Origin of the sequence: Avibacterium endocarditidis (genome assembly GCF_965138825.1) — a bacterium.
Taxonomy (GTDB): Bacteria; Pseudomonadota; Gammaproteobacteria; order Enterobacterales; family Pasteurellaceae; genus Avibacterium; species Avibacterium endocarditidis.
The window spans coordinates 103,180-115,564 of sequence record NZ_CBCSDH010000003.1; the positions used below are offsets into that span (position 1 = coordinate 103,180).

14 protein-coding genes are annotated in these 12,385 nt (G+C 41.7%); 9 read left to right on the forward strand and 5 right to left on the reverse strand.

The window, feature by feature from the left end; genetic code table 11:
• The first annotated feature begins 22 nt into the window (after positions 1-22).
• The 5 genes from ACNAV8_RS02685 to ACNAV8_RS02705 are packed head-to-tail and all read left to right on the forward strand — an operon-like array spanning position 23 to position 4,406.
• The gene (locus tag ACNAV8_RS02685; protein ID WP_103855925.1) at positions 23-910 is read left to right on the forward strand and encodes a metal ABC transporter substrate-binding protein; all 888 of its coding nucleotides are present in this window, start codon (positions 23-25) and stop codon (positions 908-910) included.
• Positions 900-1,817, forward strand: coding sequence for an ATP-binding cassette domain-containing protein (locus ACNAV8_RS02690; protein WP_103855926.1), 918 nt, complete (start codon positions 900-902; stop codon positions 1,815-1,817). The genes ACNAV8_RS02685 and ACNAV8_RS02690 overlap by 11 nt, the downstream gene beginning before the upstream one ends.
• Positions 1,814-2,677 carry a metal ABC transporter permease gene (locus ACNAV8_RS02695; protein ID WP_103852873.1) on the forward strand — a complete coding sequence of 288 codons (864 nt, stop codon included), beginning with the start codon at positions 1,814-1,816 and terminating at the stop codon, positions 2,675-2,677. Before ACNAV8_RS02690 ends, ACNAV8_RS02695 begins: the two co-directional genes overlap by 4 nt.
• Complete coding sequence (locus ACNAV8_RS02700) at positions 2,664-3,497, forward strand: metal ABC transporter permease (RefSeq protein WP_415777163.1); 834 nt, start codon at positions 2,664-2,666, stop codon at positions 3,495-3,497. The genes ACNAV8_RS02695 and ACNAV8_RS02700 overlap by 14 nt, the downstream gene beginning before the upstream one ends.
• A gap of 12 nt (positions 3,498-3,509) precedes the next feature.
• Positions 3,510-4,406 (forward strand): DMT family transporter, encoded by an 897-nt coding sequence (locus ACNAV8_RS02705; RefSeq protein ID WP_415777164.1) that lies wholly within the window; start codon positions 3,510-3,512, stop codon positions 4,404-4,406.
• A 14-nt stretch (positions 4,407-4,420) separates the two neighbouring features.
• Here ACNAV8_RS02705 and ACNAV8_RS02710 read toward each other — a convergent pair whose 3' ends face one another.
• A complete protein-coding gene (locus ACNAV8_RS02710; RefSeq protein ID WP_415777165.1) occupies positions 4,421-4,696 on the reverse strand; it encodes an acylphosphatase in 276 nt (91 codons plus the stop codon).
• 173 nt (positions 4,697-4,869) lie between these two features.
• Between ACNAV8_RS02710 and ACNAV8_RS02715 the strand changes: the two genes are divergently transcribed.
• The 3 genes from ACNAV8_RS02715 to yccS all read left to right on the forward strand — a co-directional run bounded on the left by ACNAV8_RS02715 (position 4,870) and on the right by yccS (position 8,238).
• Complete coding sequence (locus ACNAV8_RS02715; RefSeq protein WP_103855338.1) at positions 4,870-5,529, forward strand: curli polymerization inhibitor CsgI-related protein; 660 nt, start codon at positions 4,870-4,872, stop codon at positions 5,527-5,529.
• Positions 5,530-5,591: 62 nt separating this feature from the next.
• On the forward strand, positions 5,592-6,050 hold the full coding sequence (gene mgsA / locus ACNAV8_RS02720) for a methylglyoxal synthase (RefSeq protein ID WP_103855339.1): 459 nt from the start codon (positions 5,592-5,594) through the stop codon (positions 6,048-6,050).
• A gap of 34 nt (positions 6,051-6,084) precedes the next feature.
• Entirely contained in the window at positions 6,085-8,238 is a 2,154-nt protein-coding gene (gene yccS / locus ACNAV8_RS02725) for a YccS family putative transporter (protein WP_415777166.1), read from the forward strand.
• 80 nt (positions 8,239-8,318) lie between these two features.
• Here yccS and cspD read toward each other — a convergent pair whose 3' ends face one another.
• The gene (gene cspD, locus ACNAV8_RS02730; RefSeq protein WP_103852945.1) at positions 8,319-8,528 is read right to left on the reverse strand and encodes a cold shock domain-containing protein CspD; all 210 of its coding nucleotides are present in this window, start codon (positions 8,526-8,528) and stop codon (positions 8,319-8,321) included.
• A gap of 240 nt (positions 8,529-8,768) precedes the next feature.
• Positions 8,769-8,936 (reverse strand): YoaH family protein, encoded by a 168-nt coding sequence (locus tag ACNAV8_RS02735; RefSeq protein WP_103852880.1) that lies wholly within the window; start codon positions 8,934-8,936, stop codon positions 8,769-8,771.
• Between the two features lie 78 nt (positions 8,937-9,014).
• On the opposite strand from ACNAV8_RS02735, the gene ACNAV8_RS02740 reads away from it, so the two are divergent.
• Positions 9,015-10,019: an ornithine carbamoyltransferase gene (locus tag ACNAV8_RS02740; protein ID WP_415777167.1), complete on the forward strand. Its 1,005-nt coding sequence runs from the start codon at positions 9,015-9,017 to the stop codon at positions 10,017-10,019.
• 53 nt (positions 10,020-10,072) lie between these two features.
• On the opposite strand, the gene folC is transcribed toward ACNAV8_RS02740, so the two are convergent.
• Positions 10,073-11,431, reverse strand: a complete 1,359-nt coding sequence (gene folC, locus ACNAV8_RS02745; protein WP_103855340.1) for a bifunctional tetrahydrofolate synthase/dihydrofolate synthase — start codon at positions 11,429-11,431, stop codon at positions 10,073-10,075.
• Positions 11,424-12,323 carry an acetyl-CoA carboxylase, carboxyltransferase subunit beta gene (gene accD, locus ACNAV8_RS02750; RefSeq protein ID WP_103855341.1) on the reverse strand — a complete coding sequence of 300 codons (900 nt, stop codon included), beginning with the start codon at positions 12,321-12,323 and terminating at the stop codon, positions 11,424-11,426. Before accD ends, folC begins: the two co-directional genes overlap by 8 nt.
• Positions 12,324-12,385 lie beyond the last annotated feature (62 nt).

Consider the following 12,385-nt stretch of genomic DNA (forward strand, 5'->3'; position numbering starts at 1 on the left):
CGATTCATTAAAAGGAGAATTTATGTTGAAACAGTTCGCTACCATCGCGCTTTCTGCCGCAATGTTGTTTAGCCCCGCAAGCTATGCTAAATTCAAAGTGGTTACCACCTTTACCATTATTCAAGATATGGCGCAAAATATTGCTGGTGATGCCGCCAGCGTGGAATCCATCACCAAAGCAGGCGCAGAAATTCACGGCTATGAGCCAACGCCAAAAGATATCGTTAAAGCGCAGTCGGCAGATCTTGTGCTATGGAACGGGTTAAACTTAGAACGTTGGTTTGAGCGTTTTTTCCAAAATGTGCAAGATAAACCGGCGGTTGTGGTTACCTCAGGCATTCAGCCTATTTTTATTGCAGAAAATGGTGAGAAAAAAATCCCTAATCCCCACGCGTGGATGTCGCCAAGCAACGCATTAATTTATGTAGAAAATATCAAAAATGCTCTGATCAAATACGATCCACAAAATGCCGAAACTTACCGCCAAAATGCAGAAAATTACGCCAAAAAGATCCGCACTTTAGATAGCACACTTCGCCCTAAATTGGACAAAATTCCCCAAGCACAACGCTGGCTTGCCACTTCTGAAGGGGCATTTAGTTATTTAGCGCAAGATTATGGTTTTAATGAAGTTTATCTTTGGGCGGTGAATGCAGAACAACAAGGCACGCCACAGCAAGTGCGTAAAATGATTGATTTAATTCGCCAACATCAGATTCCGGTGATTTTCAGCGAAAGCACCATTTCGCCAAAGCCTGCGCAACAAGTGGCGAAAGAAAGCCAAATTCATTATGGCGGTGTACTTTATGTGGACTCCCTTTCCAACGCCAAAGGGCCAGTTCCCACCTATTTAGATTTGCTCAATACCACCATTTCCACCATTATTGAAGGATTTGAAAATGCCCAATAATCAGCCCACCATTGAAGTACAGGACGTAACTGTTCGTTATAACAACGGACATACCGCCATTCATAATGTGTCTTTTCAGCTACAAGGTGGCACAACCTGTGCTTTAGTGGGGGTGAATGGCAGTGGGAAATCCACTTTATTTAAAAGTTTAATGGGCTTGGTAAAACCGCAACAAGGGCAGGTGTTGCTGTGCGGTCAGCCGATTAAGAAGGCATTAAAGCAAAATTTAATCGCTTATGTGCCACAAAGTGAAGAAGTGGATTGGCAATTTCCCGTATCCGTTTACGATGTGGTAATGATGGGGCGTTATGGTTATATGAATTTTCTCAGAATTCCCACCGCACTTGATAAACAAGAAGTTCAGCTGGCAATGGAGCGCTTAAATATCGCGCATCTCGCACAGCGTCAAATTGGCGAGCTTTCTGGTGGGCAGAAAAAACGCGTTTTTCTGGCTCGTGCGCTGGCACAAAAAAGTAAAATTATTCTGCTTGATGAACCTTTCACCGGCGTTGATGTGCAAACGGAAGCAGCGATTATGGACTTGCTTGCCAACTTGCGTGAAGAAGGTTATTTAATTTTAGTTTCTACCCATAATTTAGGCGCAGTGCCAGATTATTGTGATCAAGTGATTATGATTAACCGCACCGTGCTTGCTCAGGGTAGCACCGCCACCACCTTTACTCAGCAAAATTTAGAGCAAGTATTCGGTGGCGTGCTGCGTAACGTGAAACTGAGTGGGCGTGATTTGCACGATGATGAAGACGAGCGCACCGTAACGGTGCTTACCGATGATGAACTGCCTGCTGTATTTTACGGACAAACGAAAAACGATCCGCCTGCGCCAATCGTGCGTGATTGTAATCTGGAAGATTGCCCCTGTCGCACTGACAAAGAGAACAGCCAATGATCGCCTTATTATTAGAACCTTTCCAGTATGATTATATGATTAACGCCTTTGTGTTAAGCGCAATGGTGGGCGGCATTTGTGCTTTTTTATCCGCTTATTTAATGCTGAAAGGCTGGTCATTGATTGGCGATGCGCTTTCTCATTCGGTTGTTCCTGGTGTTGCCATCGCCTATGCCTTTTCTTTTCCTTATGTGATTGGCGCATTTTTTTCAGGAATTTTAGCCGCACTTTCTATTCTCTGGGTGAAATCCTTGTCCAATTTACGTCAAGATGCGGTGATCGGTTTTATTTTTACCACCTTTTTTGCCCTCGGGTTATTTATCATTTCCCTTAATCCCACCGCTATTAATGTGCAAGATATTGTATTAGGCAACTTGTTAGGCATTTCAACGGAAGATATTTGGCAAGTGGCCATTATTATCAGCATTTGTTTTGTGCTATTGCTGATTTTTTGGAAAGATCTGCTGTTAGTCTTTTTTGATGAAATGCAAGCTTCCGCCGTGGGATTGTCGCCACTTCATTATAAAATATTATTTTTCACCTTATTAAGCGCTTGTGTGGTGGCGGCGTTGCAAACCGTTGGCGCAATTTTAGTGATCGCAATGGTTATCACACCAGGGGCAACGGCATATTTGCTTACGGATCGTTTTAAAACCTTAGTGATGATTGCGGTGAGCCTCGGCATAAGCAGTAGCGTACTCGGTGTGTACATCAGCTATTATTTAGACGGTGCAACAGGCGGATTAATTGTCTGTTTTCAGACCGCACTTTTCTTGAGCGCCTTTTTCCTTTCTCCAAAATACGGCATTTTACGCCATAAGCGCGCCGCCAATAAGGAGCAACATAATGAGCTGGGTTGATTTCGCGAATTGGTGGTTTGAGCCGCTCAGTTATCCCTTTATGCAAAATGCCTTGTTTATGGCGTTAATCATTGCGGTGATTTGTGCCGTGCTTTCTTGTTTCTTGATTTTAAAAGGCTGGTCGCTAATGGGTGATGCCATTTCCCATTCGGTTTTACCGGGCATCGTGTTAGCTTATGTGGCCAGCATTCCTTTAGCCATCGGTGCGCTAGTTTCAGGCTTGCTGTGCGCCTTTGGGATTGGCTATTTAAAATCCCACAGCCGAATTAAGGAAGACACCGTAATGGGGATTATGTTTTCCGGAATGTTCGCGCTAGGGCTTGTATTATTCAGCAAAGTAGAAACAGAACAGCACTTAACGCATATTTTATTCGGTAATTTATTAGGCATCACACCGCAAGAATTAATCCAAACACTGATTATCGCCGTCCTTGTTTTGCTGATTATCTTACTGAAAAGACAAGATTTTCTGCTTTTCTGTTTTGACCCAAATCACGCGCGCGTTATCGGGCTTGCGGTAACAACATTGCATTACGGCTTACTGTTTTTGCTCGCTCTAACCATTATCAGCACAATGCAAGTGGTGGGCATTATCTTAGTCACGGCAATGCTGATTTCTCCAGGGATTACCGCTTATGTGCTGAGTAAGAATTTCAACAAAATGCTCTTAATCGCCATAGCAACTGCTACAACCAGCAGTTTTTTGGGTATCATTCTGAGTTATCATCTTGATGCCGCCACTGGCCCAACGATTATTTTGTTGCAAGCGCTGTGTTTTGTGCTGGCTTTGGGCTATCGCAAATTTCGTCCCATCAAATAAGGTAGGCCACCGATGAAAATAACGCTAAGCACCAATGCACTATATATTTTGCTGATGGGGCTTGGCTTCCCGATTTTACGCGTGATGAGCCTGCATTTTGACACTTTCAATAACAATGCTGTGCGTTTTTTATCGGGCGGTATTCTGTTTATCCTGATCTGCGCATTCAAATTTAGACGCACCTTATTTGAGATTTTCAAACAGCCACGCTTGCTGTTCACCTTGCTGTTACTGGGCGTTTTTATGGCAGGGAATATGTATTTCTTTATTAACGGATTAAGGCTTACTTCCGCCCTTTCTGGCAGTATTTTTGGCATTCTGGCAATGCCTTTAGGGATTGCCATCGCAGCGATTTTTTTCGCTGATGAACGGCAAAAAGTGAAACAGCGTGGTTTTTATTTGGGATCGTTGCTTGCCATTATTGGCTCATTTATTTTTGTCTTGAATGGTAATCCGCAAGGTGATAATCACCAGTTTGTCCTTGGTACCGTGTTTTTATTTTTGGGCATTTTTATTCAATCCCTACAAAATTTACTGGTGAAAAGTGCGGTGCAAAAATTGCCCGTTTTTGTCATTAGTGCGTCCACCGCCACAATTGCGGGACTGATTTTCTTAGCGCTTGCCTTGTATTCTGGCAAAATTGCTGAACTTCAACACACACCAAAGCTAATGCTCAGCGCCCTTGCTTTGGCAGGTATTTATGGAATGGCAACGGGAATGTTGTTCGCTTTTTATATCGTACAAAAACAAGGCATTGTCACCTTTAATTTTCTCCAATTGCTCGTGCCGATTTCTACCGCCATCATTGGTTATTACACCTTAGGAGAACGGATCAACCTTGCCCAAGCCTTAGGGGCAAGTGTTGTGTTAATCGGCTGTCTGATTGCGTTAAATCGAAGCAAAGCCTAATCTTAAACAATAGATTAAGTACGGCGCACAGAAAAATCGTGGAAAATCTCATTATCAGGATAGTCTTCCATAATCACTTGTTTTACCACCGCACTGGGTGAGCCACGCTGCAACCATTGATAAAGCTGGGTTAATTGTTCTTCCGAGCCTTTGGCGATCACTAAAACGCTTCCGTCCGAAAGATTTTTTACCCAACCCGTTAGCCCAATTTTGCTGGCTTCTTTCCAAGTGAAATAGCGAAAACCCACGCCTTGCACACGCCCATAAACGGCAAATTTTTTGACTTTCATATTCCCTCCCAATGATCCAAATCATTCCAATGCCATTTAACCTTACAAATTTTAAGCAAAAATAAAATTTTTTATTTTCATTTTTGCCAAATTAGAATAGCATAGCCAAGTACACTTTAGATGATTAAAGTGAATCAAAATAAAACATTATCCCTTATATGAAAGGAGCGAATATGAAATTTCGTTTTGCTGCATTAGCTACCGCAGCTTTATTAACCAGCACTGCAAGTTTTGCCGGTATGGTAACCAGTTCATCTAATGTTGATTTTTTAGCCATTGACGGACAAAAAGCAAGTAAATCTCTTTTAAAATCAACCAATTCTTTTAAAGCCAATGACGCGCAAACTCACCAAGTTGTGGTGCGTGTAAGTGAAGTGGTGAGATCAGGCGGTTCTGACCGTACATTATTTGAATCAAATCCAATCATCGTTACTTTTCAAGGTACAGCAGAAGATGTGGTTATTTCTGCACCACACCTTGAAGATGAGCGTGAAACCGCAGCTTATAATAAAAACCCTGTTGTTAGTGTAAAAACTGTTTCAGGAAAAAATGTGCCATTTAAGCAAGATCTTTTAAAACAAGAAGGTTTCTTACCTGGCTTAAATCTCATTGACAATCTTTCTGAGTACAATGCATCAGGGGCGGTTGCTTCAGTATCATCTTTTGCTACTACAGCGATGCCAGCAGCACTTCCTTCTGCGGCAAAAGCACAAAAAGGCAAAATTACCGTACAAGGTGAAAATGTGGTGGAACAACAATTACAATATTGGTTCCAACAAGCCGACAAAGAAACGCAAGCACGTTTCTTGAACTGGGCGAAAAAACAAAAATAATCGCTAATGATTGATTAAGAAAAAGTGGGCTTTAGGCTCACTTTTTGCTATCTGGAGGAAAAATGCAAAATACCACTCGCCAGCTTGCAGAAAGCAAACATATTGCCTTGGTTGCTCACGATCACTGTAAACAAGATTTAATAAATTGGTGTAAAAAGCACCGCACTTTACTTTCTGCCCATATCCTTTATGGCACTGGCACAACAGGCAATTTAATCCAAGCGGAAACTGATTTACCCATCACCCCGTTGTTAAGTGGTCCAATGGGCGGCGATCAACAACTTGGTGCATTAATTGCGGAGCAAAAAATTGATGTGCTGATTTTCTTTTGGGATCCAATGAATGCCGTGCCACACGATCCTGATGTCAAAGCCTTAATGCGCATTGCTACGGTGTGGAATATTCCTGTGGCGATGAATATGGCCAGTGCGGATTTTCTGGTGCAAAGTCAATTATTTAATCAAAAGGTGGAAATTCGCGTACCAGATTATGCCAATTATTTAAAAGAGCGGTTAAAATAATGAAAATTTTTGCCTTTTAAGGATTACACAAAGAATGAATAACTGGCTGAACGCAAAGGTTATCGCCACCATTCCTGTTTTTATTGCTGTCAATATTGCGGCTTTTTCCGTGTGGTTATTGGATATTTCACAGCAAAGTATGCCATTGGTACTCGGCATTATCGCAGGTGGTTTGGCAGATTTAGATAACCGCTTAACTGGGCGGTTAAAAAATATTTTTTATACCCTACTGGCCTTTTCGGTGTCCACCCTTAGCGTTCAACTCACGCTCGGCAATGGCATTGCTTTCACTCTGTTAATGACGGTCATCACCTTTATTTTTACGATGATTGGCGCGGTGGGACAACGTTACAACACCATTTCTTTTGGCACGTTGGTGGTTGCCCTTTACACCACTCTAACCTATCAGCCCGAAACCCTGTGGTATCTCAATTCCCTATTAATTTTATTAGGCACATTGCTATATAGCATTACCGCCATTGTGGTTTATCTGTTTTTCCCAAACCGCCCCGTGCAAGATGCGGTGGCGAAATCTTTTGTGGCGTTGGCGGAATATTTAGAAGCAAAATCCTTGTTTTTTGATCCTGATGATATTGATCAACTAGAAAGCAAGCAAATTACCCTTGCAATGAAAAATAGCCAGCTTATTAATGCCTTTAATGCGTGCCGCACTGCCCTGTTTTATCGTATCCGTGGGCAATATCGCCACACTCGCACCACGCAAATGATTAACTATTATTTTGCCGCGCAAGATATTCACGAGCGTGCCAATTCGAGTTATTTTGATTATCAAGTTTTAACTCAACAACTTAAGAATACGGATTTAATTTTCCGTATCCAACGCCTTTTAGAATTACAGGCACAGGCTTGTCGCGATTTTGCGCAAAGTCTGCAACAAAACACCCATTACAGTTACAATGCTCGCTTAGAACGTGCCATCACAGGGGTAAATCAATCCTTTGAACACTATGCGCAAACTCATCAAGATGATACGCAAAACACGGCGATCAAAACCTTAATTAATAATTTACAAGGGGTGGATTGGCAATTACGCCATTTAGGGCAAACACCTGAAGCGTCTGAAACACACCACCGTTGGGTCAAAATTCACGATGATAGCGATGTGAAAGGTTTTAAAAACATTTGGCTCACTATTCGCAGCCATTTAAGTTTTGATTCGCAGCTTTTCCGCCACGCCGTAAGACTTTCTATTGTGGTTTTTGTCTGCTGTACCATCGTAGAATTTTTACAGCTTTCGCGTGGTTATTGGATTTTGCTCACCGCGGTTTTTGTTTGCCAGCCGAACTATGCCGCCACTAAATTACGTTTAAAACAGCGTATTGTCGGCACCATTTTAGGGGTGATTATTGGTTCATTATTGCCTTATGCACAGCCTACTCTGGAATTACAAATGGGCTTGGTGGTTGCCACTAGTACCTTGTTCTTCTTTTTCCGCAGTAATAATTACAGCTTTTCCACTTTTTTCATCACCTTACAGGTGCTAATTAGCTTTAATATTATCGGGATTGATATTCACTCGGCCCTTTATTCACGCTTAATTGATACCTTAGCTGGCTCATTTATTGCGTGGGTTGCCGTGTCTTATTTGTGGCCAGATTGGAAATATCTACAGCTCAACAAAGTCATTCATCAAGCCATTCAAAGTGACGGCAAATATTTGTTGTATATCATCAGCCAGTTACAATTTGGCAAATGCGATAGCTTGCAATATCGCATCGCACGGCGAAAAGCGCACGAATATGCCACCGCACTTAGCGCCACGATGTCAAATATGAATAGTGATCCAGAAAAATATAAAGATCACTTGCAAGAAGGCTTTGAAATGCTAAAACTGAATTATTCCTTGTTAAGCTACATTTCCGCCCTTGGTGCGTATCGCAAACACATTAAGCAAATTCAGCAAAATATTGATTTTATGGCAGAATATTACCCCATTGCGAAGAAATTGATTTACGCCTTAGAGCATATTGAATCCTTATCTCAGCCTGTATTTGACAAGCTACAAGAAAATATTCATCAATCCTTACAACAGCTCAATGAGCAACAAGGGGAAAGGCTAAGCCAATCTGAAGTGGGCATTCCTATTCAACAATTGAATATGATCAGCCAAATTCTCCCGCATATTTATGTGATTTTTCATAATAGAAAAATTGCACAAGAGAACTAAATTAGAAAGAAGCAAAGGAAAAGAGAAAAGGCAAAGCATTTCGCTTTGCCTTATTCTTAAAGGATATGAAATAATTTTGTCTATTCTACTACTGGGACAATTTTGGTTGCGTGAGAGCCTTTATCACCGTGTACAGCTTCAAAATTGACTTTTTGCCCCGCTTTTAACGAACGATAGCCTTCCATTTCAATCACAGAATAATGCGCAAAAATATCTGCGTCATTGCCTTCCGCTGAAATAAATCCAAACCCTTTTGCGTTATTGAACCATTTAACAACACCAACTTCCATAATAAACATTTAACCTCTAAATGGATTTTCTATCTCAGATAGAACTTTTCAAACCAATAAAGCACTCGCCTTATTCCCTAATTTTTCGAGTAAATATTCAAATAAATTTCACTTTTTCGCAATAACAAATCTTCTAAAATCAAACAGAGATCACAAAATTTCTTTATATATGCGTTGCTTACACAGTTCAGCAAATAAAAAATTACTCCAAAATTTTTTATTTAGCTATGAAATTATTACTTAACGTGAATGATTTTCTGCATTTTGTTGATGTTGTTCACGCAATGCTTTTGCTACCATAGCAATGGCTTCACCGCTGCTTACGCCTTGCTCCATTAATGCCTGAATTTTTTCCACTGCTTCTTGCTGTTGTTCGTGGGTTAAACTTAATAATGCTTGATCTAACATATTTTTACCTTTATTCACTGAAAAGAAATCAGTAATATACCAACAAAATTTGCAAACACAACATAAGAGGAAACTATTATGCCTTTCAATTTAAAAAATCGCCATTTACTTAGTCTTATGCACCACACGCCAGAAGAAATTAAGTTTTTGCTGCAACTTGCCAAAGACTTGAAACGCGCCAAATATGCAGGAACAGAACAACCTAAATTAAAGGGCAAAAACATCGCTTTAATTTTTGAAAAAACCTCCACCCGCACGCGTTGCGCCTTTGAAGTGGCGGCCTATGATCAAGGGGCAAATGTTACTTATATTGATCCTAATTCTTCCCAAATTGGACATAAAGAAAGCATGAAAGACACCGCACGCGTACTTGGAAGAATGTATGATGCCATTGAATATCGCGGCTTTAAACAAGCGGTGGTCAATGAACTCGCCGAATATGCCGGTGTTCCCGTTTTTAACGGCTTAACTGATGAATTCCACCCAACTCAAATGCTGGCAGATGTGCTTACAATGATGGAACATTGCGACAAACCGTTGTCAGAAATTAGCTATGTGTATATTGGTGATGCACGCAATAATATGGGCAATTCATTATTATTAATCGGGGCAAAATTAGGAATGGACGTTCGCATTTGCGCGCCAAAAGCCTTGCAGCCAGAAGCGGAATTAGTGGCAATGTGTCAAGAATTTGCGCAACAAACAGGGGCGAAAATCACCATTACAGAAGATGTGGATCTTGCCGTGAAAGGCGTTGATTTCGTGCATACAGACGTTTGGGTATCAATGGGCGAACCGCTTGAAAGCTGGGGCGAACGCATTGATTTACTGTTGCCTTATCAAGTAACCCCTGCTCTAATGCAACGCAGCGGCAATCCTAAAGTGAAGTTTATGCACTGCCTGCCTGCTTTCCATAATTGCGAAACCGAAATCGGCAAAAAAATTGCTGAAAAATACCCGCACTTAGCAAACGGTATTGAAGTCACGGAAGACGTATTTGAATCACCAATGAACATCGCCTTTGACCAAGCAGAAAACCGTATGCACACCATTAAAGCGGTAATGGTGGCGTCTTTGGCATAACAACTTCATTGATATTATAATTGCCACAAAAAATGCCCTTAGTCGGGCATTTTTTATGCTAATAATTCCAACAACTGCCCTACGGTATAAAACGAACCAAAAACGAGCAGGACATCATTTTCTCGCGAATTTTGCACTGCACTTTGTAGTGCTTGCTCCATTGAGGAAAATGAACTTGCTTTAAGCATTTTATTTCGTAATAACGCCAGCGCTTGCAGTTCGGCTAACAATTCTTCACCACGTTGTCCACGATAGCCAGACAAGCTAATACAATGCCATTCATCAATCACATCAAGCAGTGGAGAAAGCACACCTTGGGTATCTTTATCTTTCAAAATACCACAAACCGCCAGAATACGTTGTGTCGGTTGTTTAAGTGCGGTGAGTTTTTCTGCCAAATATTTTGCGGCGTGTGGATTATGCCCTACGTCAATAATCACTTGTGGTAAGGCTTTTTCGTTACAATGTAACAGTTCACTTAAACGCTGTCGTTGCAGGCTATCTAACGGCTGGAAACGTCCTGTAAGTTGGACGTTTTGCAGTGCGTCACGAATAGGCTGTTCTGCAATGTTAAACGGAAAATAAGGCAACACCGCTAAAGCCGTAGCCGCATTGGCTAGGGGAATATGTGGAAAAGGCAGATTTTCTAACCGCACTTTTTTGCTTTCATTTTCGCCATTCTGACTGTGTTCGCTTTGCCATTGCCAGCTTTGAGCGGTTTGGCTGAATGTCCACTCTACTCCACGGCGACTGAGCTGACAATGCAGCTTTTGCGCGTGTTCTAGCATTGTATTCGGCACATCAGGCTCGCCAATAATGGCCGGTTTATTCGCTCGGAAAATCCCTGCTTTCTCAAAGGCAATTTGCTCACGGGTATCACCAAGAAAATCCGTGTGATCAATATCAATGCTGGTAATCACCGCAATATCGCTATCCACAATATTGGTGGCATCTAAGCGTCCACCTAGCCCCACTTCCAAAATCACCACATCAAGCTTAGCCTGTTTAAACAAATACAACGCCGATAAGGTGCTGTATTCAAAATAGGTCAAAGATTGGGTTTTGTTCTGCTCAATAAAAGCAAAAGAGGCACTATGTTGCGCATCGGGCAATTCTTGATTTTGAATGCGAACACGTTCGTTATAGCGAATTAAATGAGGGGAACAATACACGCCCACGCGATAACCGGCATTGAGCAAGATCTGCTCCAACAAGCGACAGGTTGTGCCTTTGCCATTTGTCCCACCAACGGTGATCACAAAAGGCGCGGGCTTGAGCAAGTCAAGCTGTTCTGCCACTGATTTAATGCGCTCAAGACCTAAATCGATGGCTTTAAAATGGCTTTGTTCCAAATAAGAAAGCCACTGCGACAAAGGCGAAGTGGCTGTTAAAGAAGATTTAAGATTATTCATTCTCAGGGAGATTTTCTACTAACTCAGCTTGCACAAAAGGAGAAGGCTTATTAGAAAGTTTGCTTAACAAGCTCGCAAGGGTTTCACGCATATCACCGCGTTTTACGATCATATCAATCGCCCCTTTTTCTAATAAGAACTCACTGCGCTGGAAACCTTCTGGCAGTTTTTCACGCACGGTTTGCTCAATCACGCGTGGGCCAGCAAAGCCAATTAAGGCTTTTGGCTCGGCAATATTAATATCACCAAGCATTGCGAAACTGGCTGAAACGCCACCTAATGTTGGATCGGTCAACACCGAAATAAACGGCACGCCTCTTTCACGCATTCTTGCCAAAACTGCACTGGTTTTTGCCATTTGCATTAACGAAATCAATGCTTCTTGCATACGTGCGCCACCACTGGCTGAAAAACAGACAAAAGGACAATTGTCTTCAATGGCTTTTTCCGCTGCTTTAACAAATTTTGCCCCGACTACAGCGCCCATTGAACCGCCCATAAAACTAAAGTTAGACGCCGCAGCAACCACAGGCATTCCATATAATGTACCTGCCATTGCGATTAACGCATCTTTTTCGCCCGTTTCTTTTTGAGCTGCGGTTAAACGATCTTTATATTTTTTTAAGTCTTTGAATTTTAAGATGTCTTTTGGCTCAAGATCTGCAGCAATTTCCACCGCACTTTCTTTATCTAATAAAGCCAATAACCGTGTACGCGCATCAATACGCATATGATGTCCGCATTTTGGACAAACTTCTAAATTACGCGTTAATTCATCACGATATAATACTTGTCCGCAAGAAGTACATTTTGTCCAAACGCCTTCTGGCACGTTGGCCTTGCGTGTGTTTGATGCCGTATTCTTACTAAAAATTCGATCAATCCAGCTCATTTTAACCCTTTCTTATTCATAAAAAATTCTGCTTATTACACCATAATTTGCACCAAGATTCT